20 protein-coding genes are annotated in these 21,497 nt (G+C 61.5%); 7 read left to right on the top strand and 13 right to left on the bottom strand.

Translation table 11 applies throughout. The features are described 5' to 3' along the window. The first annotated feature begins 49 nt into the window (after positions 1 to 49). From QM596_RS04260 to hutG, 4 genes are read left to right on the top strand one after another with little or no spacing between them, the layout of a single operon-like run. Positions 50 to 1,486, top strand: a complete 1,437-nt coding sequence (locus tag QM596_RS04260) for a purine-cytosine permease family protein (protein WP_020909179.1) — start codon at positions 50 to 52, stop codon at positions 1,484 to 1,486. 43 nt (positions 1,487 to 1,529) lie between these two features. Next, positions 1,530 to 3,203, top strand: a complete 1,674-nt coding sequence (gene hutU / locus QM596_RS04255) for a urocanate hydratase (protein ID WP_019745352.1) — start codon at positions 1,530 to 1,532, stop codon at positions 3,201 to 3,203. Positions 3,204 to 3,240: 37 nt separating this feature from the next. After that, the gene (gene hutI / locus QM596_RS04250) at positions 3,241 to 4,434 is read left to right on the top strand and encodes an imidazolonepropionase (protein ID WP_172932609.1); all 1,194 of its coding nucleotides are present in this window, start codon (positions 3,241 to 3,243) and stop codon (positions 4,432 to 4,434) included. A gap of 23 nt (positions 4,435 to 4,457) precedes the next feature. After that, complete coding sequence (gene hutG / locus QM596_RS04245) at positions 4,458 to 5,426, top strand: formimidoylglutamase (protein WP_283308218.1); 969 nt, start codon at positions 4,458 to 4,460, stop codon at positions 5,424 to 5,426. A gap of 31 nt (positions 5,427 to 5,457) precedes the next feature. On the opposite strand, the gene QM596_RS04240 is transcribed toward hutG, so the two are convergent. From QM596_RS04240 to QM596_RS04210, 7 genes are all read right to left on the bottom strand, one after another. After that, on the bottom strand, positions 5,458 to 6,111 hold the full coding sequence (locus tag QM596_RS04240) for a hypothetical protein (protein ID WP_283308216.1): 654 nt from the start codon (positions 6,109 to 6,111) through the stop codon (positions 5,458 to 5,460). Positions 6,112 to 6,348: 237 nt separating this feature from the next. Beyond that, positions 6,349 to 7,257, bottom strand: a complete 909-nt coding sequence (locus QM596_RS04235) for an ABC transporter substrate-binding protein (RefSeq protein ID WP_070386363.1) — start codon at positions 7,255 to 7,257, stop codon at positions 6,349 to 6,351. Between the two features lie 11 nt (positions 7,258 to 7,268). Next, positions 7,269 to 8,009 carry an ABC transporter permease gene (locus tag QM596_RS04230; RefSeq protein WP_070386362.1) on the bottom strand — a complete coding sequence of 247 codons (741 nt, stop codon included), beginning with the start codon at positions 8,007 to 8,009 and terminating at the stop codon, positions 7,269 to 7,271. After that, the gene (locus QM596_RS04225; RefSeq protein ID WP_283308212.1) at positions 8,006 to 8,656 is read right to left on the bottom strand and encodes an ABC transporter permease; all 651 of its coding nucleotides are present in this window, start codon (positions 8,654 to 8,656) and stop codon (positions 8,006 to 8,008) included. The genes QM596_RS04230 and QM596_RS04225 overlap by 4 nt, the downstream gene beginning before the upstream one ends. Further along, positions 8,653 to 9,768 (bottom strand): ATP-binding cassette domain-containing protein, encoded by a 1,116-nt coding sequence (locus tag QM596_RS04220; protein WP_070386361.1) that lies wholly within the window; start codon positions 9,766 to 9,768, stop codon positions 8,653 to 8,655. Before QM596_RS04220 ends, QM596_RS04225 begins: the two co-directional genes overlap by 4 nt. Before the next feature lie 99 nt (positions 9,769 to 9,867). Next, positions 9,868 to 11,340, bottom strand: a complete 1,473-nt coding sequence (locus QM596_RS04215) for an aromatic amino acid ammonia-lyase (RefSeq protein WP_283308211.1) — start codon at positions 11,338 to 11,340, stop codon at positions 9,868 to 9,870. A 195-nt stretch (positions 11,341 to 11,535) separates the two neighbouring features. Continuing rightward, positions 11,536 to 12,210 (bottom strand): TetR/AcrR family transcriptional regulator, encoded by a 675-nt coding sequence (locus QM596_RS04210; protein ID WP_283308210.1) that lies wholly within the window; start codon positions 12,208 to 12,210, stop codon positions 11,536 to 11,538. A 110-nt stretch (positions 12,211 to 12,320) separates the two neighbouring features. On the opposite strand from QM596_RS04210, the gene QM596_RS04205 reads away from it, so the two are divergent. Beyond that, on the top strand, positions 12,321 to 12,695 hold the full coding sequence (locus QM596_RS04205; protein WP_283308209.1) for a nitroreductase family deazaflavin-dependent oxidoreductase: 375 nt from the start codon (positions 12,321 to 12,323) through the stop codon (positions 12,693 to 12,695). 9 nt (positions 12,696 to 12,704) lie between these two features. On the opposite strand, the gene QM596_RS04200 is transcribed toward QM596_RS04205, so the two are convergent. The 4 genes from QM596_RS04200 to QM596_RS04185 all read right to left on the bottom strand — a co-directional run bounded on the left by QM596_RS04200 (position 12,705) and on the right by QM596_RS04185 (position 16,191). After that, entirely contained in the window at positions 12,705 to 13,256 is a 552-nt protein-coding gene (locus QM596_RS04200) for a TetR/AcrR family transcriptional regulator (RefSeq protein WP_019745357.1), read from the bottom strand. 27 nt (positions 13,257 to 13,283) lie between these two features. Further along, on the bottom strand, positions 13,284 to 13,970 hold the full coding sequence (locus QM596_RS04195) for an ABC transporter ATP-binding protein (RefSeq protein ID WP_020970838.1): 687 nt from the start codon (positions 13,968 to 13,970) through the stop codon (positions 13,284 to 13,286). Then, positions 13,967 to 15,097 carry an ABC transporter permease gene (locus QM596_RS04190; RefSeq protein WP_283308208.1) on the bottom strand — a complete coding sequence of 377 codons (1,131 nt, stop codon included), beginning with the start codon at positions 15,095 to 15,097 and terminating at the stop codon, positions 13,967 to 13,969. The genes QM596_RS04195 and QM596_RS04190 overlap by 4 nt, the downstream gene beginning before the upstream one ends. 143 nt (positions 15,098 to 15,240) lie before the next feature. Continuing rightward, on the bottom strand, positions 15,241 to 16,191 hold the full coding sequence (locus QM596_RS04185; protein ID WP_283308207.1) for a TauD/TfdA dioxygenase family protein: 951 nt from the start codon (positions 16,189 to 16,191) through the stop codon (positions 15,241 to 15,243). 128 nt (positions 16,192 to 16,319) lie between these two features. Here QM596_RS04185 and QM596_RS04180 point away from each other — a divergent pair, with 128 nt between their 5' ends. Both QM596_RS04180 and QM596_RS04175 read left to right on the top strand, forming a co-directional pair. Beyond that, the gene (locus QM596_RS04180; RefSeq protein WP_019745361.1) at positions 16,320 to 17,135 is read left to right on the top strand and encodes a MerR family transcriptional regulator; all 816 of its coding nucleotides are present in this window, start codon (positions 16,320 to 16,322) and stop codon (positions 17,133 to 17,135) included. A gap of 99 nt (positions 17,136 to 17,234) precedes the next feature. After that, entirely contained in the window at positions 17,235 to 18,776 is a 1,542-nt protein-coding gene (locus QM596_RS04175; RefSeq protein ID WP_283308206.1) for an alpha/beta fold hydrolase, read from the top strand. Between the two features lie 2 nt (positions 18,777 to 18,778). Here the strand turns inward: QM596_RS04175 and QM596_RS04170 are convergent, their stop codons facing one another. Next, entirely contained in the window at positions 18,779 to 20,299 is a 1,521-nt protein-coding gene (locus tag QM596_RS04170; RefSeq protein ID WP_283308204.1) for an AMP-binding protein, read from the bottom strand. A 70-nt stretch (positions 20,300 to 20,369) separates the two neighbouring features. Next, on the bottom strand, positions 20,370 to 21,491 hold the full coding sequence (locus QM596_RS04165) for a DUF5938 domain-containing protein (protein WP_283308203.1): 1,122 nt from the start codon (positions 21,489 to 21,491) through the stop codon (positions 20,370 to 20,372). Between the last annotated feature and the right edge of the window lie 6 nt (positions 21,492 to 21,497).

Genomic DNA, 21,497 nt, shown 5'->3' with positions numbered 1-21,497 from the left:
CCGACGTCGATTCCGTCGCTCGACGGGCTCGCAGCAGAAAGACAGGCCTATGACTCACGATGGACCGGCCGAGGTCATCCTCACTCCGGAACGACGCACTATCGACGTCGTCCCGGATGCAGAACGACACGGCACCCCGCGCAGCCAGTTCACTCTCTGGTTCGGCGCCAACATGCAGATCACGGCAATCGTCGACGGTGCTCTCGCCGTCGTATTCGGCGCGGACGCCATCTGGGCAATCGTCGGACTTCTGATCGGCAACATCTTCGGTGGCGCTGTCATGGCGCTTCACTCCGCACAGGGCCCGCGCATGGGCCTCCCCCAGATGATCTCGAGTCGCGCCCAGTTCGGCGTCAAGGGAGCCGTCGTACCGCTAGTTCTCGTCATCCTGATGTACCTCGGCTTCGCTGCCACCGGCACCGTGTTGGCCGGCCAAGCCGTCAACAAGATCCTGCACATCGACAGCCCCACCGTCGGCATCGTCGTCTTCGGTCTCCTCACCGCATTCGTCGCGGTCACCGGCTACAAGCTGATCCACATCGTCGGCAGGATCGCCACCGTCGTGGGCATCGTCGGATTCTCCTACCTGGCCGTTCGACTGTTCCTCGAGTACGACGTCGCCTCGTACGTCGGTATCAAGGGCTTCGACATCGTCACCTTCCTGCTCGCGATCTCGCTGGGCGCCGGTTGGCAGCTCACGTTCGGCCCGTACGTCGCCGACTACTCGCGTTACCTGCCGCGCAGCACCTCCGAGAGCACTACCTTCTGGTCGACGTTCCTCGGTAGCGTCATCGGATCACAGTGGTCCATGACCTTCGGCGCCCTCGTCGCGGCCTGCGCCGGCGACGCGTTCCTGGGTAACCAGGTCGGCTTCATGGGAGATCTGGCCGGACCCGCTGCCATCGCCTTCCTGATCTACTTCGTCATCCTGGTCGGCAAGCTGACGGTGAACGTGCTCAACGCGTACGGCGGATTCATGTCGATCCTGACCACCGTCACAGCCTTCAACGGCCAGTCACGAATCTCGAGCACCGCCCGTACCCTCTACATTCTCGGGTTCACCGCCGTCTCGGTGTTGATCGCGATCGCCGCCAGCGCCGACTTCCTGGACAACTTCAAGAACTTCGTCCTGGTGTTGCTGATGGTGTTCACGCCGTGGAGTGCGATCAATCTGATCGACTACTACCTGATCTCCAAGGAGCGCATCGACATTCCGGCGCTCTACGACGTCAACGGTCGATACGGAGCATGGAACTTCACCGCATTGGCTTGCTACGCCGCCGGCGTTCTCGCCCAGATCCCGTTCCTCGCCCAGAAGATGTACACCGGCCCCGTCACGGACATGCTCGGCGGCGCCGACATCTCCTGGATCGTCGGCATCGTGTTCACCGGGCTGATCTATTACCCGCTCGCCAAACGCACCAGCAATCCACCTTCGTCGATGATCTACCCCGATCACACCGCGATGACCGACTCTCGCGTCTGATCCCCCAACATCTTTCGAACTTCAGTTAAGCAAGGAGAACACCATGGAAATCAGCACCCCCGGCCACGAGCCGCGCCCCGTCCGTGCTCCCCGCGGCCCCGAGCTCACGACGCTCGGTTGGCAGCAGGAGGGCGCCCTGCGCATGCTCATGAACAACCTCGACCCCGATGTTGCCGAGCACCCGGACAGCCTCGTCGTCTACGGCGGAACCGGTCGCGCAGCACGTAGTTGGGCGGCATTCGACGCCATGGTCGCCACGCTGAAGACGCTGAAGAACGACGAGACCATGCTGGTGCAGTCCGGCAAGCCGGTCGGTGTCTTCCGCACCAACGAGTGGGCACCGCGAGTGCTGATCGCCAACTCCAACCTCGTCGGTGACTGGGCGAACTGGGAAGAGTTCCGCCGTCTCGAAGACCTCGGCCTGACCATGTACGGCCAGATGACCGCAGGCTCTTGGATCTACATCGGCACCCAGGGAATCCTGCAGGGCACCTACGAGACCTTCGGCGCCATCGCGAAGAAGCGCTACAACGGATCGCTCGCCGGAACGATCACCCTCACTGCGGGTCTCGGCGGAATGGGCGGCGCTCAGCCTCTCGCCGTCACCATGAACGACGGCGTCGCGATCTGCGTCGACTGCGACATCACCCGCATCGACCGTCGTATCGCCCACAAGTACCTCGACACCAAGGCCGACAGCATCGAGCACGCGCTCGAACTGGCGACAGCGGCACGTGACGCCAAGAAGCCGCTCTCCATCGGCCTCGAAGGCAATGCGGCAGAGATCTTCCCGGCGCTGCTGGAGATGAAGGCCCCCATCGACATCGTCACCGACCAGACCTCGGCCCACGATCCCCTCGCCTACCTGCCGATCGGGATCGACTTCCCCGACATGAAGATCATGTCGGAGAAGGATCCGCAGAAGTTCACCGAAGATTCCCGCAACGCGATGGCCGCGCACGTCAAGGCCATGGTCGGATTCATGGACGCCGGCGCCGAGGTGTTCGACTACGGCAACTCCATCCGTGACGAGGCCCGCAAGGCCGGCTACGACCGCGCTTTCGACTTCCCAGGATTCGTTCCCGCCTACATCCGCCCGCTCTTCGAAGAAGGTCTCGGCCCCTTCCGCTGGGCAGCTCTCTCCGGTGATCCCAAGGACATCGAGGCCACCGACAAGGCCATCCTCGAACTCTTCCCCGAGAACGAGCACCTGCGTCGCTGGATCACCATGGCAGGCGAAAAGGTTGCCTTCGAGGGCCTTCCGGCCCGCATCTGCTGGCTCGGATACGGTGAGCGCCACCTCGCGGGCCTCAAGTTCAACGAGATGGTCGCCTCGGGCGAACTGTCCGCGCCGATCGCCATCGGCCGCGATCACCTCGACTCGGGATCGGTCGCCTCGCCGTACCGCGAAACCGAATCGATGATCGACGGGTCCGACGCGATCGCCGACTGGCCGCTGCTCAACGCCCTGGTCAACACCGCGTCCGGCGCGTCGTGGGTTTCACTTCACCAAGGCGGCGGCGTCGGTATGGGACGCTCCATCCACGCGGGACAGGTGTGCATCGCCGACGGCACCGAACTCGCAGCCAAGAAGCTCGAAGCGGTTCTCACCAACGATCCCGGGATGGGCGTCATCCGGCATGCGGATGCAGGATACGACCACGCCATCGACACGGCGGCCACGCGCGGCGTCCGTATCCCGATGACCGAGAACTGAAACAGCTCCACCACCTCACCCTGAGTTAGGAATGACATTGACCACGAATGGTTCTCGAACCACAGTTCTGACCAACATCGGAACCCTCGTCACCAATGACCCGACTCTGGGTGAGGGCAAGCTCGGCGTACGACACGACGCGGCAATCGTTTTCGACGACGACGGCGTTGTTGCTTGGGTCGGCGATTCCGCCGACGCCCCGGCTGCCGATATCGGTCAGGATATCGGCGGTCGGGCCCTGCTCCCCGGCTTCGTGGAGAGTCACTCACACCTGGTGTTCGGTGGCGAGCGGGCTGAGGAATTCGCGGCTCGCATGGCGGGCGAGAAGTACGCCGCCGGCGGCATTCGCAACACCATCGAAGCGACGCGCTCGGCCACCGACGAACAATTGCAGGCCAATGTTCGACGCCTACTCGACGAATCCCTGCGCTCGGGCAGCACAACCGTCGAATGCAAGACCGGGTACGGGCAGAACACCGAGAGCGAACTACGCAGCGCACTGATCGCCGGGCAGTTCACCGACGAGGTCACACTGCTGGCCGCCCATGTTCCACCACCCGAATATGCCGGCCGCGCCGATGATTACGTCGCCATGGCGTGCGACGAGATGATCCCTGCCTGCGCGCCACACGCGAAGTGGATCGATGTCTTCTGCGAGCGAGGAGCATTCAACCGCGAACAGGCTCATGCAGTCCTGAGCGCAGGCGTCGCCGCCGGACTGATCCCCCGCGTCCACGGCAATCAGCTCGGCGAAGGGCCAGGAGTCCAGCTCGCCGTCGAGATGGGAGCAGCGTCCGTCGACCACGTCACGTACGTCACCGCCGAGGACATCGATGCCCTGGCTCAGAGTTCTACCGTCGCAACGCTGTTGCCCGGCGCCGACTTCTCCACCCGCAACAAGTACCCCGACGCCCGCGCACTGCTCGACGCTGGAGTCACCGTAGCTCTGGGCGCCGACTGCAATCCCGGTACCTGTTACACCACGAGCCTTCCGTTCTGCATCGCAATTGCGGTGCGAGACATGCACATGACGCCCGCTGAGGCAGTCTGGGCAGCCACTGCAGGTGGCGCTCGGGCGCTACAGCGCACCGACGTCGGAACCCTTTCTCTCGGAACACGTGCCGACGCCATCGCGCTCGATGCACCGTCGTACCTCCACCTCGCCTACCGCCCGGGCGTCCCTCTGGTGCGCGAGGTCTGGAAAAACGGCGTACTCGCCACAAGCTACTGAAATACACTCACCGGGAGGCCGTCGTGGCACATCAGATCGCAGTCGACATCGAACCCAAGCCGTGGACCGGGCGCTCCGACGGCACCACTGCCGAGCATCTGCGGTGGCATCGTGCCGTGCAACCGTATTCAGCCGAAACAGCTCCCGGCGACTGTGTTCTGATCGGATTCTCCAGCGACGAAGGAGTCCGCCGCAACAAGGGCCGCCGCGGCGCCGCGGATGGCCCGGACGCGTTGCGAGCCGGGTTGGCTTCCATGGCGCTGGCCGAACCACTGCAGATTCAGGACGCGGGAACCGTTGCCGTGTCGGGTGAAGAACTCGAGGCCGGTCAGTCCGCACTCGGGAACGCCGTCAGTGCCGCGCTCGATTCGGGACACTTCCCCGTGGTTCTCGGGGGAGGACACGAAATCGCCTACGGTACATACCTCGGCGTCGCGGGCTCCGAGTTGCGAACCGCCGGAGCCAAACTCGGAATCCTCAACTTGGATGCGCACTTCGACCTTCGTGGCGACCCGATCCCCAGTTCCGGCACGCCTTTTCGTCAGATCGCCGAGGACGAAGCCGCCGCAGGCACCTCACATCAGTACATCGTGATCGGAATCAGCCAACCGAGCAACACCACTGCTCTGTTCGACACGGCTCACCGCCTTGGCGTTCGCTATCTGCTCGACGAAGAATGCGGAGTGATCGGTCGAGGCGTCGTGGATCAGTTCCTCGCAGACTTCCTCGACGACGTCGATCTGGTCTACCTGACCATCGACCTCGACGTGCTTCCCGCCGCCGTGGCGCCGGGCGTCAGCGCACCCGCGGCCTACGGCGTCAGTCTGGAAACAATCCAATACGTATGTGATCGAGTCACATCCAGCGGAAAGCTCGCGGTTCTCGATGTCGCCGAACTGAACCCGAGCCTCGACATCGACAATCGCACTGCCCGGACCGCTGCTCGCCTGATCCACCGGATAGTCACCAAGCACGTGCCGGTTCGGCGCTAGCCTCGGGCACATTCGGCAGCACTGAGAGGATCTACGGAACGGCCTGAAAGCTGATACCGCGAGATCTGTCAGCACATTCCAAACTATGACCTTCGAGCTCGCTGGCGGTTGCAGTCAAGACGCTGCACAGCCAGCCGTCGAACTCCGCCGACCAAGTATTTCCGGCATGGCTGAGCGACGTGTCGTTCAGGTACCTTTCGGCGGTGTCCATCGCCACCTCACAAGTGATGCCGCCTTGCAGATTGTCGATGGAGGCGACAACGCCTGTCTCGGGGTACGTGATCGTTCCGCACCCCTCGGATGTGGATGCCGTCGGCAATTGTGAAGTCGACGAATTGCCCGAGCAGTACTCGAAGCCGGGGACACCACCGACCACGGGAGGCCCGACCGTGCCGCCGTGAATCGAAAAGCCGATCAACCCTCCGGGGTTGCCATTGCCGACTTGCCCCGGATCACCGGTGGTGACGAAGATCGATTCGCCTGACTCGGTCTGAATCGTCATTGTCGAATGATCGTTGCCGTAGGTCGATTCGATCTGAGCCACGGTGGAGCCGTCACCGACGCCGCGGTCAGTCAGCGTTCCCGGCGGTGATTCGATGACGGTGACGCCCGCGCTGGTGAGAAGTGCCTGCCCAGTGCCACCAGGCGTCGTGAACGGAACTACAGCGCAACTCGGAAACTGCATGGGCGTTCCAGCCTGATTCCAGACACACGCCGGCCACTACAACCGTGGTTGTAGTGGCTGCGCCGTTCCGAACTCGGTCAACTGGTGTGCGCGGTCGGCTTCTCGGCATGTCGGCATCCTTGGTGGGAACTGCTCCCCGCGAGGTCGAGGCATGCCTGACTTCGCGACGTTACCCCGGGCGGCGGCGTGTCGATATCGTCTGTTCGACCGACGACAAGAACGCCACCCGGCCTTCGATCATGGCACCAAGGAGTTCTTCTGCAACCAGTCCTGAGCGATGTCACTCATGTCGTCGAGATCGGCAACGCGCTGGTTCATCTCGATGAGGTCTTCAGTGGTCAGTGCCGCCGAAACCCCCGCGAGCACGGATCGGACGTCATCGCGAGCCTTCAACTCGTTGATGATCGGCGTGATGTTCTCCGCGAGGAAGAGGTGCTTCGTGTCCTCGAGCGCAACCAAGTTCTCCGAGCGCATCGCGGGATCGGTGCTGAAGACATCGGCTACCTGTATCTGCCCGCTCAGAAGCGCATTGAGCGTGAGGGGTCCACCTGCATCGAGTGCCAGGAACTCCCGGAAAGTCAGGCCGTATTTGGTCTTCAAGCCGGCAACACCGTTTTCGCGCGTCTTCCATTCCGGCGGTCCGCCGAGAGTCAACTCGTCGGCATGCTGCACCAGATCCTCGACGGTCTCCAGCGAATACTTGTCCGCAGTCTCCTGTTTGACGGCAAGTACATCCTTGTCCTCTGCAGGCGACGGCTCGAGAGCGACCAGACCCTTGGGCAATTTCGCATCGATTTCGGCGGATACTTCGTCTGAAGCCGTCGCCGTTGTCTTGCTGTCCAGATATTGCAACAAGGCGCCGGAATACTCGGGGATCAGATCGATGGAACCGTCGCGCAATGCCGGTACATAGAGTTCTCGGCTACCGATGTTCAACTTCTCGGTAACGTCGATACCGTTGGCGCGAAGCGCTTCGGCGTAAATGGTCGCAATCAGTTGGCTCTCGGGAAAATCGGCGGAACCGATCACGATGGCGCCCTCAGCACTACCGCCGCCGTCCGTAGCCAAGGGGTCCTTGCCGATTCCGCAGCTGGACAACGCAACCGCTGTCACGCCGACCAACGCGGCGATCAATACCTTCTTCATTTCGAACGTCCTCAGATCGGTGCGGGCTCAGGCACAGCAGTGCGCTGTGAGGGGGCGGCGGTCTTCTCGGTCTTCTTCTTCCGATCGCGCCTGGTCAGGCCAGGCGAAACGACCCGCGCAGTCAGTGCTCCGATTCCGAGATCGAAAACCAGGGCAATCAGCGATACCAGTACGGCTCCGGCCGCCATCTGGCCGTAATCGCTCTGAGCTTTTCCGTCGATCAACAACCGGCCGAGTCCGCCCAACGAAATGTAGGCGGCGACAGTCGCAGTGGAGACGATCTGAAGCACGGCACTTCTGATGCCCGACAACATGAGTGGTAGGGCACATGGAATCTCGACCTCGGTCAAGATCCGCATCGACCGAAATCCCATCCCCCGCGCGGCGTCGACTGCAGCCTGATCGACCGCTCGAACTCCGGCGTACGTGTTGGTGAGTATGGGAGGGATCGCGAGAAGCACCAGGACGATGAGGCTGGGGATCAGATACGCGAGTTTGTTCGGGAATGACGGCGCGATGATGAGAACCAGCAGGATCAGCAGACCGATCGTCGGCAGCGCTCGTAGCGAGTTCGCCAGTCCAGCAACAACAACGGATCCTCGGCCGGTGTGTCCGATGTAGAGACCGAGCGGGATCGCGATAACCGCAGCCACCACCAGCGCGGCGAATGTGTACATCAAATGCTGAACGAGAAGGGTGGGGATGCCGTCCGGCCCGGTCCAGTGGGATCCGTCGAGAAGGAAGCTGATCATGATGTAGTCACTTTCGGGGTCCACGGCGTCATCAGCCGATTCGCCAACATGATGAGGAGATCAAGGATCAACGCCAGCACCAGACACAGAGCGATACCCGCGATGATGGGCGTGTAGAAACGCAACTGAAATCCCTGGGTGAACAACGAACCTATCTGCGGAATACCCAGGAGTGCGCCGAGTGAGACAAGACTGACGTTCGAGACGACTGCGACGCGCAAACCCGCACAGATCACCGGAACTCCCACTGGCAACTGCACTTTCAACAGCGTCTGATATGGCCGGTAACCCATCGCCGTCGCTGCCAGAACCGTCTCCGGCGGAACCGAATCGAGCGCGTCGGCCACTACCCGCACGAGCAGAGCAACGGTGTACACGGTGAGCGCCACGATGATGTTCATCGGATCCAGAATCTTGGTTCCCAGAATCGGAGGTAGGAGCACGAACAGCGCGAGCGAAGGGATCGTGTAGAGCAATCCGGCCGTGCCCACCACGTAGGGATGCAACCGACGACTGCGATAGGCGACCCAGCCGATCGGCAACGCGACCACCAAGCCGATCACCAAGGGAATCAACGACAGTAGAACGTGCCATCCCACCAGGTCCATGATCCGGTCGGACTGACGTCCGAGCCATTCGAAGTTCATCGGAGTGCCCTCCCCGCGTCAGCCAGGTCGGCGGCCTCGATGGCTTCCACTGCAGCGTGCGCGGTGACGGTTCCCACCAGGCGTCCGGTATCGTCCACGACAACGCCACGCTTGCTCGGCGCTGACAGCGCCGCATCCAGCAGAGCGCGCATCGTCCCGGTGGAACCAGCAAGTGTTCCACTGAGATTCAAGTCATCCGGGCGAATACAATCCGTGAGTGCGTCCGGCCTCACCCACCCGAGCGGCTTGTTCGCGGGATCCACTACCAAGAGCCACGTATCGCCCGTGAGTGCGCGAGCCGCCGCAGCGGAATCGCCCAGATGCGCGACGGGTTCTGAAACTGTCGGCAGCTCGCCGTCCAATGTCGTGAACCCCAACGATCGGTACCCACGGTCACGCCCGACGAAGTCGGCAACAAATTCGTCGGCAGGTTGAGTCAGCAATTCGAGGGGCGTCGCCGCCTGCGCAAGAATGCCGCCGGTACGCAGAACCACCACTTGATCCCCGAGTTTCAGCGCTTCGTCGATGTCGTGAGTGACGATGATGATCGTTTTTCCGATTTCCTTCTGCAGACGGAGAAACTCGTCTTGCAGCTGGCCGCGAACAACCGGATCAACGGCGCTGAACGGTTCGTCCATCAGCATGAATGACGGATCCGCGGCCAGTGCGCGCGCGACACCGACTCGTTGCTGCTGTCCGCCGGAGAGCTGCCACGGATAGCGGTCGGCGAAGTTGGTTGTCAGACCAACAGTTTCGAGCAATTCCATAGCGCGAGTGCGAGATTCCTTTTTACTCGCACCGAGCAATCGAGGCATAGTCGCGATGTTGTCGACGATGGTGCGATGGGGAAAGAGACCCGCGTGCTGGATCACGTACCCGATGCGTCGACGCAGAAGAGCCGGATCCATTCCCGCCGTGGACTCGCCGTCGAGCGAAATCGTGCCTGACGTCGGTTCGATCAGCCTGTTGATCATGCGGAGTGACGTCGTCTTGCCGCAGCCGGAAGGACCCACCAACGCGGTGATCTTTCCCGTCGGGCACTCCAGATCGAGAGCATCGACGGCAATGGTTCCGTCTGGATACGCCTTGGTGACCTTGTCGAATTTGATCATCTACGAACTACTTTCGTGTCGACCTGAGTCCGGACGCACCCAGGAGAAATGGTCGAGTTCCGTTCGAGCACACACCTACTTGTGATTCGGTCCACCTGCTTACTGGTCGAGCGGTTGAGAAAGAAAGTTCACGGCGGCACTCAGATCTGCACTGAGTGGCCGGTCTTCGGTCCTCGCGTCCAGCACCAAACGCGCACGCGCGAGGTACGCACCGAGCTCGGTCGCCGGATCCAGCTCACGCTGTTGTTGCGAGAGTGCGCGAACCGCCGAGATCAGTTCGCACGCGAGCACCAATCGAGATTGGGTAAGAATGTCCGCCAATTGAGTTGCAGCTTGGGATGCGAAACTTGCGTGATCCTCGGTGCCGCGCGAAATTACCGTGTGGCCCAACGACCCCGGTGCCGCCGACGAGCGGATCTCGGCGATGGCAGCAGAAGTCGTGTATTCGAGAAGCATGGTTCCACTGCTGCCGTCTGGACCGTCTGCGAGGAACGCACGAAGGCCGGTGACAGCAGGGTCGGAGAGGTTGGCGAGCCGACATTGCGAGAGCAGGGCAGCACTGGCGACCGCCAACTTCGCCTCGTCAACTGCAAGGGCTATTGGCATTGCGTGGAAATTTCCGTTGTGGAACACCATGTCGTCTTCGACCGACACCAGCGGATTCTCCGAAGACGAATTCATCTCGATACTCAGCGTGTTCTGCAGTCGATGCACCGCTTGCCAGGTGGCACCCAAGATTTGCGGTAGGGCGCGAAACCCGAACGAGTCCTGAACTCTCACAGGTGTGATGTCGTGTGGTGCCAGCAGATCGCGAACCCGCTCTGCGACTTCCGCTTGACCGAAGTGCATTCTTGCCGACTGTACTTGTGCAGCAAACGGTTCGATCGAACTACGCGACGCAAGCACGGAAAGAACACTGACAACCAAGCAGTGCTGAAGCCAACCCGCGACTTCGATACTGGTATCGCCGGCGATCGCCACCGTCATCGCGTTGGTGGAGATGAACGGAAGTGCATCACCGTGGTGCGGAGTCCAACTGACTCCGGTGCGTCCGTCGCGAAGTGGGCTCTCACCGATCAGCCCCATGGCGATTTCGGAGAACGCACTCAGGTCACCCGTTCCGATCGCACCGCGCGCGTGCACTGTCGGCAGGTTCTGCGAAGCAACAGCAGCAACCAAACCGCCGATGATGTCGGGATGCATACCCGAGCCGCCGTTGAGGATCTGATTGATGCGGATGACGATCGCGGCGCGCACCACCCGGTCGGGGAGCCTGGGGCCCGATCCCGTCGCGTGACTTCTCAGAAGCCTCAGATCCTGCTGCACACCGTCGGAGACGGATGTTTCGCGATTCCCGCCTACCCCGGTAGTGCGCCCGTACACCGCCTGACGAGACGAAACCCGAACCGCGGTCTCCCATGACCGCCGAGTGAGCTCGAGCGCGGCGTCGGCAGGTCTGATGAAGGTCGGCTCTCGAGCAATTTCATTCACCCGATGAACCGAGAGCCTCCTCCCGTCGAGCAGGACACTGTTGTCTCCCGTCTGGTCTTCCTCAGGAAGACGTTCAGTCATCAGAACTCCATCGATCGAAGGACTCGGCCACCGCGGGCGTGCATCACATCATCTACGCAATGTGCCTTGGGTCACTTTTGATGAATGTATAGTCCTGTATATACAGCCACCTGTCAATAGGGACACTGCAGCTCACCCGCGTGCACACACCTTGCGTCACCTCAGTAAGGGTGAGCAACTGGACACGAATCGTCGCTATTCGAGGACCGGTGTCGCCGATCCTCGACGCGCCTCCAGCGCATCGAGAATGAGATCGAGACCGTAGGCGAACTCACTCGTGTGGTCGTAAGCCGGACTCAGACCGTGATCGACGATCATCTCGTGAAGGAAGGGCAACTCTTCAGCCGGAAGGCGCTCGAGGATGTCACTCGCAACTTCTTCGACGTCGCCGGGTGCGCTCATCGGCAGATTCGCCTCCTGGAGAACATATCCGCCGATGTAACTGTCGATCAGCGAGGCTCCGTGGGCGGCCATCGGCAGCGTGAACCCGGCCTTCCGGAGGACTCCGAGCACAGCGTCGAGATGACGCAGGGTCGCCGAGCCAGGGTTGCGTCGCGAATCCAGCAAACCGAGAGCCCAACGGTGCTGCGACAGGACTGTGCGAGCGGAAAAGGCGCGTCCACGGATTGCATCTCGCCAATCCGCACACTCGCCGTCGGGTAGGTCGATCGCCTCGAAGACCGCATCGACGAGGCCGTCGAGAATCGCATCTTTGTTGGGCACGTGATGGTAGAGCGACATCGCCTCGATGCCCAACTCCTGGGCCACCCGTCGCATCGTGACGGCCTCGACACCACCCGCGTCGGCAACGCGGATCGCACCCTCGATTACGCGAGTCCTGTTCAGCGACTGTCGCGGCTGCCGTGACACACAGACTCCCCTCCGAGGAACGAATACGTTGACAACCTTACATCCGTAAGTCACCCTTACAGGTGTAAGCCAGCCTTACGTTCGTAAGGCGCTCGCGAAGGGAGACCGCAATGCCGATGCCGAGATGGTGGGGACACGTCAACAAGCGAGTGTTCAATCCTCGCGCGATCTCGAGCGGGAAATGGCCGGTACTGACACACGTCGGACGCACATCCGGCACGACCTACCGGACACCTCTCGACGCCTATCCGGTCGAGGGTGGCTACGTCTTCATTCTGGTGTACGGATCAGGCTCGGACTGGGTGCAGAACGTCTTGAAAGCGGGGAGCGCTCGACTGTCGGTCGACGAGACGGAGGTGGGCCTTGGCTCCCCGCGCCTCGTCACGAAAGACGAAGCATTTCAAGCACTTTCCTCAGACGTGTCCCAACCCCCGAGACTGCTCCGCATCACCGAGTACCTTCGGATGGATCTGATTACGGCCTGAGGCTGCCCGTCACGCGAGGACCTCACGCACGGCGGACCTGACTTCGTCCATGCTGCAACCGGATTCGATCAGTTCAGTACCCGTATGCACCAGCGAGTTGATCAACTTGGCGGTGAGCTTCGGGTCCGACACGCCACGGAGGCGAAGGGCCTCGACAAGCGGAAGCACAAGACTGTCGTGCATTTCCATGATCCGCGAATCTCGAAACGTTTGCGGGGTCAGCGTCGCCAGCGCTCCGACTATCGCATGCTCCCCGTCGGCTACCAGTTGGAGGTTTGCTTCGACGTAAGCCCATATCGGATCGTCTGCGCCTGCCATCGCCTCGACGATCTTGTCGTTCCAGCGCGGGAACATATCTTCGACGACGGCACTGAGGAGATCTTCTCGGGACCGGAAGTAGTGGTAGGCACTCGACCTGGCGAGCCCGGCCTTCGCTGCCACCTCACCGAGCCCCGGCGGCCGGTCCGGGGTCTCGGACAGAAGAGCGTGTGCAGCGTCGAGGAGGGCACGCCGCTGAGCAGCACGATGCTCGACCACAGTGGGGGCATCGATCCTCGGCACCGAATCTCCTCCAGTCCCCTTGCGGGCTTACTCGCTCTGACGCAATCGACCGTCAACCATTTCGAGGATGCGGTCGCAGTGCCCGAGCACGTCGTGATCGTGGGTCACCATGATCGTAGCGACGCCGGCCTCGTGAGTTTCGCGCGAGAGCAGTTCAACCACCTCATGGCTACGTTTTCGGTCGAGAGCAGCCGTCGGCTCGTCGACGAGCAGTAGCGAGGGATTGCTCATCAATGCCCGAGCGATACCGACGCGCTGTCGTTCGCCGCCGGAGAGTTGACCAGGTCGACGATCCGCACGGTGGCTCATACCGACCGAGTCGAGCAATTCCTCGGGATCGCGCCCCGGCCGCCCCGTGAGCTTGGGAATCAGCCGAAGCTGATCGCGCGCCGTCAGCGCTGGAATCAGATTGCCGGATTGAAAGACGAAGCCGACCTTGTCTCGTCGAAGTTTGGCCAATGCACGGGCCGGCATCGCCGACACGTCGACGCCGTCGATGACAATCGTTCCACTCGACGGCCGACCGAGTCCGCCTGCCACAGCGAGCAAGCTCGACTTTCCAGCCCCTGACGGCCCGACGATCGCGACGAGTTCGCCGCCCGTGACCTCGAGGTCCACGTTGTCGAGGGCGAGCACTGTGGAGTCACCGTCACCGAATCGAAGACTGACAGCGGTCAATACCAGTCCGGTAGTGGTTTTTTCGACTGTGGTCATCGGTTTTCCCCCAATGCGGTGAGCGGGTTGACACGCGTAACGCGGACGATGGAAACGGCTGCGCCGATCAGCCCGAGTACCGCCAAGAGCACTGCGCCGTTGACGACAGGGCCGGACTCCAGAGCGAACGGCATCCCACCGCCTTCGAGTCCCGAGCCGAGCCCCAAGCCCAGCAACACACCGATGCCGATGGAACCAAGCAGCACTACCAGTGCCTGTGCCATGCCGTCGCGAAGCAGGAAGCCGGTGGAGGCTCCCATCGCACGCAACACTGCGAGTTCGCGACCACGCTGAACTGTCCAGATACTGAAGAATGCACCGACGACCAGTGCGGAGATCGCGTACAGAAACGCCTTGATCATCGACATTGTCATCATTTCCGCGGAGAAGCCCGGTGAGGAGTCGAAAGATTCCTCGAGCGTCTTTGCGGACGTTCCCGCCGCCACATCGCCCGATACGAGGTTCGGCAGTGTATCGTCCAGCCCGCGAATCGCGACAACACTCGCTTCGGAATACGCACTGGCGTTGGCGGTTTCGCCGATCTTGGCACCGGCGTGAACCTCCTGCCAGGTACGCAGGGGCAGGTAGGCGACGTCTACGTGCCCGAAAGTGCGCTTGTCTTCGGTGAATCCGACAACTGTCAGCTCCGTACCGAGTCGATCGAGTATCACCGTGTCACCGATCGCAACACCATCATCACGGAAGGTAGAGCTGACGATGATGTCCGTGTCGGCTTGCAGTCCCCTCCCGTCGGCGGTGACGGGCTCGAGGAAGGAGCCAGGTTCGATACCGAAGAGCGTGAGATCGACAGGCGTGCCACTGCGAGTTTTTGCATTGACGATCATGTTGCCGAAGAGCTCGGCGTCTTGGACATCGGGTTGCGTGCGCCATGCCTGCGCCTGCTCCTCGGTGACGACCGAGCGCGAAAACGCCGAGTCGGCTTTGGTGTCCGGCGCGAAGGCAAACGCCTGAATCGGCGTCCGCTGCAACGCGGACACACCATCATTGACCAGGCCGGACGAGAGGCCGGACAGGATCACCATCAGGATCGAGATGAGGGCAACCACGGCACCCATCAAGAGGAATCGATTTCGCGCAAACCACAGTTCACGCAGGGCGAGGAACATTCGGGAAGCTCCAAAGTCGTCGGTGCGAGTTACGCCGACTTTTATCGACGCCTTGTCGAAATCATATCGACAAGGCGTCGAAAAACTATGTGAGGTGCGTTACTACTATTCGTAGTAGACATCGTGAGGCGCTGAGCGTCGTATCAGTCCCCGACGCCCACTGGCCGATCGCCGACAATCGAGATTCGATCCATCACACGACGAGCCGGGAAGTAGTCACTGGCCGCGTAATGCTGGCAGGTCCGATTGTCCCAGAAGGCAACAGTATTCGGCTCCCACTTCAGTCGGACCTGGAATTCCGGACGATTGACGTGGCGATACAGCATCGTGAGAAGTTCGTTCGATTCCTCTTCGGATACGCCCAAGATCCGTTGCGTGAAGGTCATGTTGACGAACAACACCCGCCTGCCGCTTTCCCGAATGACCCGAACCACCGGATGCTGCACCGCGGGGAACTTCGGACGCAACATCTCGACCGCATCCGCCGGCATCGACCGACCGAACGAGTTGATCCAATCATGTTCTGCAACAAGCGGGTCGATACGCTTCTTGACGTCTTCCGGAAGCAGATCGTAGGCAGCAGCGGTGTCAGCCCACAACGTGTCACCACCCACCTCTGGCACCTCGACTGCACGAAGTACGGCGGCAAATGAAGGAAACTCGTGCCACGTCACGTCGTTGTGCCAGTTGTTCTCGACGCCGCCGACCATCGCATCCTTGGCCAGCGTCGTGACATCGACGTCCGTCTGCCCTGGCTGCGTGTACTTGAAGAACGGATGCTGTTCGAGATCGCCCCAACGCTCGGCAAAAGCTCGATGTTCTGCTCGGCCGAGGTCCTGATCCCGAAAGAAGAGGACTTTCCATTCGAGGAGAGCGCGGCGAAGTTCCGCAATCACGGCATCAGACAGGTCCCCACCGAGTCGAATGCCGGAGATTTCCGCTCCGATCGTCGGCGTGACCGCCTTGACCGCAAAGTGTTCGTACGGCGCCGGAACTACGGACTCGGGATTCCGGCGAGCGACAAGTGGACCATAGGCAGCAAGCGGATCGGTGGGGATCGGAAAGATCGTTGCCGCAGGCAAAAGGGTAGCCATCAAGGCACTTCCTCGGAATCGACGATGTCGTAACGGACAAGATCCAGATTAAGGCTATGTCCTTAAAGTGTCAACGGTCACGTTCTCCGGCGCGCACCTTGACCCTGACGCCGCGTCAGGGTTGGAGAATGGTTTCCACAGACGAAATCCGAATCGACAAACGGGAGGGCGAGGCGATGATGACCATCGGCGAGCTGGCGAATCTGGCCGGCACCACCGTCAGATCCGTGCGCTACTACCACTCGAACGGGCTTCTCGAAGAACCACAACGCCAACCCAACGGCTACCGCATGTACCGGGCGGTGGACCTGGCACGACTGAGCCGCATCCGCCGCCTGCGCGATCTGGGGATTCCTGTTGCCAAGATCGCCGAACTGCTCGACGGCGACGCTCACGACACCCGGTCCGCACTCGACGCACTCGACAAGGAACTGGCAGCCAAGGCCGAACAGATCGCGGTTCAACGTGCTCACATCGAGTCGCTACGCCGCAACGCCGATCCCGAACTACCCGACGCGTTTTCGGAAGTGCTCGCACAGTATGTCGTTGCCGGTGCACCGACAGCGTGGATCGACAACGAGCGCGAACTCCTGATCCTCGCGCTCACCGTCTCCGGGGGTGATCCCGAAGTCTGCGATTCACTCCTGAGCGCACACCGCCGGGCGTTGGCGAAGCCGAACCGCAAGCAGGCAATCGAATTGATTACTCGCATGTACGCCCTCACCGACGCTCCGGCGGACGCCGACACGATTGCGGCCCTTGCCATTCAGTTCTGCGATTTCACCGAGAGAGTGCTTCCTGAACAGGCCGCACCGGAACGCCCTTCACCCACCCGGTTGGTAGCGGTGCTGCGCGAGCACCAAGCAGATCGAAGAACCCCGACCCAGGAAAGATTCGCGAAGGCTGTAGCGGCCGAGTTCGCTGCCCGCCAGTCTCGACCCTGAAACTCCGTCACTGAATCCCCACATCGGAAGTGGGGTGATCAACGCTGCCCGAAAATGGGCTCGAAACAAGGACACGACACGACAATGACTGGATCCATCATGCCCAGATCACGCACGCCTCGACCACGAAAGTGGCTGGCTACCACAATCGCCGCTGCCGCACTCGCAGTACCTGCGCTGGCGGCGTGCTCGGATCCTGCTGCTCCACAGGAAGATTCACAATCGAATCTCAGCGCGTTCCACGACCAGGATGTCGAATGGGGGCCATGCGCCACAGACACCGGAACATCGACGGCAACTGACTGTGCCATGGTCACAGTACCTTTGGACTATTCCGCCCCTGACGGCAAGACGATCGAAGTGGCGATCTCGCGGGTCGCATCCACCGACCCCGCACAGCGACGCGGGATCCTGCTCACCAACCCTGGTGGCCCGGGTGGCCGCGGACTGGGATTGCCCGAGATTCTGAATGCCGGGATGACACCGGAAGTCGCAGCGGCATACGACGTCATCGGCATGGACACCCGAGGGCTCGGCAAGAGTACGCCGATCGACTGCGGCGTCGAGCAGATGACATGGATGCGTTCACCGGGTACCACAGAGGAAGGGTGGAACGAAAGTGTTGCGCTCGCACGCGAGGCCGCTGACACATGCTGGGACAAGTACCCGGACTATCTGCCGCACATCAATACTCAGAACATCGCCCGCGACCTCGACGTGATTCGTGGCGCCCTCGACCAGGAGAAGGCGTCGTACTTCGGGTGGTCGTACGGCACATATCTTGGTGCGACCTATGCTCAAATGTTCCCAGACAGGATCGACCGTGTGGTTCTCGACAGCGCACCGGACCCGAAGAAATACGGATACGAGATGTTCCAGGACATGGGCCCGGCCAATGAGAAAGCGATCAACGGATTCTCACAGTGGGCAGCAGACCACAACTCCACCTATGCACTCGGATCGACGCCCGCCGAAGTTCGCGCCCTCATCGAGAAGCTGATCTCGGACGCCGCCACCACTCCGATTCAGATCGGTGACTACGCCGTCGACGATCACGTCCTTCCATTCCTGATGTACGTCAACGGAACCGGGGACACCGAAAAGGAAAGCGAGGCATTCGCGCAGGTATTGGTTCAGTTGCGCGAACTCGCCGCAGGCAAGACCGTCGAGGACATCCATCCCCAGCTGACGGGACTGATGCAGGCGTGGTTCCAGACCGAATTGGGGACCGGCCCGGACTATGCCGGAACAATCGCCATTGTCTGCGGAGACGTGTCGATGCCGAGCGATCCCGCGTGGTATCGCAACAAGTTGGAGGAGCACCGTGGTGATCAGCCGATCTTCGCCGGCACGCACAACACGATCATGCCCTGCGCGTTCTGGCGCAGTGAGGCCCCGAAGCGGATCGACATCGACAACAACGTTCCGGCATTGCAGATCCAGGCAACCGGTGACACCCGCACGACGTACGACGAAGGCCTCGGCATGCATGAAGCGATGAAAGGCTCACGGCTCGTGACAGTTCCAGGCCGCACTCATGCGGTGTTCCCGGGCTACGCGAATACTTGCGCAAACGCCGCCGTCAACTCGTACCTGCTCGACGGCTCACTGCCCGCCGAAGACGTGGTGTGCGAGTCGTGATCTCAGCCAGTCAGCTCGCTCTTGATCTCGTTCTTGAGAACTTTGCCGACCTTGGAGCGAGGTAGATCGTCCCAGACGATGACTTGCTTCGGAGTCTTCACACTTCCGATGCGAGACTTCACGAAAGCCAGCACCTCGGCGCCGTCGATGTCTGCGCCGAGGTGTGGCTGCACCACTGCCACAACACGTTCGCCCCACTTGTCGTCCGGCAACCCGATCACTCCGCAGTCCTGAATCCCCGGATACGCCATGAGTGCCTGCTCCACCTCGACCGAATAGACGTTGAAACCGCCGGTGATGATCATGTCCTTCGCACGATCGACGATGAACAGGAAATTGTCCTCGTCCAGGTACCCGATGTCGCCGGTGTGATGCCAGCCGTGGGCTGACGCTTCCGCGGTTGCGTCGGAGTTCTTGTAATAACCCGCCATCACCAACGAACTGCGAATCACCACCTCACCACGCTCGCCACGTCCGAGCAGCGCGCCTTTGTCGTCCATGATCCCCACGGTCACCAGCGGCGACGGTCGACCCGCCGACGAAAGTCGTGACGTTGCGACAGTGCCGTCCGGGCCGAAATGCTCCTTCGGTGACATCGTCGAGATCATCATGGGGGCTTCGCTCTGCCCGAACAGCTGAGCCATGACCGGTCCGATCTTGTCGATCGCCTCCTCGAGCCTGGTCGGGGAGATCGGTGCCGCGCCGTACCAGAAACACTGCAGCGAGCTACGATCCGTTACCGCGAGGTCCTCGTGCTCGAGCAACATGTAGATGAGCGTCGGCGGCAGGAAGGTGTGAGTCACCTTGTGCTTCTGAACGTTCGCGAGGAAGTACCCGAGATCGGGCTTCGGCATGATCACCACTTCGCCGCCGAGGGCCATGATCGGGAAGCACAAAACACCGGCGGCGTGAGTCAACGGCGCCAACGCCAGATACACCGGGCGCCCCTCGAATGGATAACTCATCAAAGTGATTGCGGTCATCGTCTCGATGTTGTGCCCGGTCAACATCACGCCTTTGGGGCGGCCCGTCGTACCACCGGTACCGACCAGCATGGTGACGTCGTCGGGCGCCGCGACATCGAGTTCTTCTTCCCCGAGCCAGCTTTCGAGGGACTGTGCCGAATCCCATTCGCCGTCGATACAGACGAGCGTCACCAACTGTGGAAGCGCGTCCTTGATCTGGTCGACGAGCGGCGCATAGGACTTCTGGAAGAACAGAGCGCGACAATCGAACAGATCCAACAGGTCTCGGTTCTCCGCAGCTTCGTTGCGGGGGTTGATCGGGCACCAGACCGCGCCAGCCCTACTGATACCGAATACGCAGGAGAACGAGATCGGGTCATTGCCGGACAGAATCGCGACCTTCTCGCCCGCCGCGATGCCCGAAGCCGCGAGCGAAGCTGCGAAGCGTCGGCTGAACTGTTGCACCTCGCCGTAGGAGAGAGTGCGCTCCCCCATCGTCAAACACGGTGCGGTGGAACCAAGAGAGGCTCCCTTGTCGAGATAGTCGGTCAAACGCATGGGGAGCCTCCAGGGCGGGGCTCCCGGCGCGATGCACGCCGGGAGCCGTGAACATGACGAGGGCGACGAGCTAGGCGTTGATGGTTACTTCCGGCTCCAGAGCCAGCCCGAAACTACGTAGCGCGCCGAGTAGTTCGCGATGGCCGAACGCCTGGCAAGCCGAGGCAAGCCCGGTCCTCTTGGGCGCCTGCTGAAGCAACGAATGCGCTGCATAGGCGTGCAGGAGGCCCGTCTGCTTGTAGTTGCAGTTTCCGTGGATCACGACGTGCGAGCGACCCAGCGGTCCCGACGCGTAGACGGAGTCGAGTGAAGTGTTGATGCGCGGATTTTCACGAGGGGGCATACCCGCCTGAACCGAACCGGCGATCTCGGCCAAGGCGGCTTCCTGCTCGTCGGCGGGCAGGGTCTTGATCTGCTCCTCCACGATCTTCTGTGTCGCGACAACACCTTCCATCACGGTGCGGTCGAACACTCCGCCCGCAGCCTTGACGTTGGAAACTCGCGGATCGTTCTTGAACCACACGGGGTGGCAAGTTCCGCCCCACGGCAATGCAAGCGCAGTTTCGTGCTGGCCGGGAACGACGACGTCGAAAGTCTGGCCGGGCGCCCACTGCACGTACTTGTTCTGCTCGAGGTAGTACCAGTTCGCTTTCAGGATGGTGAAGATCGTCTGAGTGGAGGCATAGGTGGGAAATCCCTTCCACAGCACGAGAATGTCGAGCGTATCGAGACCCGGCGTTTCCAGTGCGATGTTGGCCGCGATCTCACCGGTGGTGTACATCTGCGCGATACCGGGCGAGAGAAGCAGGCCCTTCTCCTGGTACTTGTCGCCGAACTTCTCCTGGACGTCGAGTACCCAGTCCTGCTCACCGGTGGTGTCCATGTAGTGGCAACCGGCATTCAACGCAGCCTCGACGACGGTGCCGCCAAGCTTGATGAAAGGTCCGACCATGTTGCTGACAACCTGTGCACCGGCGAACAATTCGGTGAGAGCCTCGACCGTGTGCTCGACCTCGACGACCTCGTGATCGACGGTGTCCAAACCGGGGATCTTGTCGAGGACCTCTTGGATGCGAGCGGCATCGCGGCCGGCCGCGATGAACGGGATGTTGAACTCGCGCAGGTATTCACACACCAGACGGCCGGTGTACCCGGAGACGCCGTAAACGATGACGGGCTTCTTTTCGGACATGTTCGT

The organism is Rhodococcus sp. IEGM 1406, assembly GCF_030056745.1.
In the GTDB taxonomy this organism is placed as follows: Bacteria; Actinomycetota; Actinomycetes; order Mycobacteriales; family Mycobacteriaceae; genus Rhodococcus_F; species Rhodococcus_F erythropolis.
The sequence above is the reverse complement of the archived record's forward strand: the minus strand, read 5'-3'. Positions and strand labels throughout refer to the sequence as shown.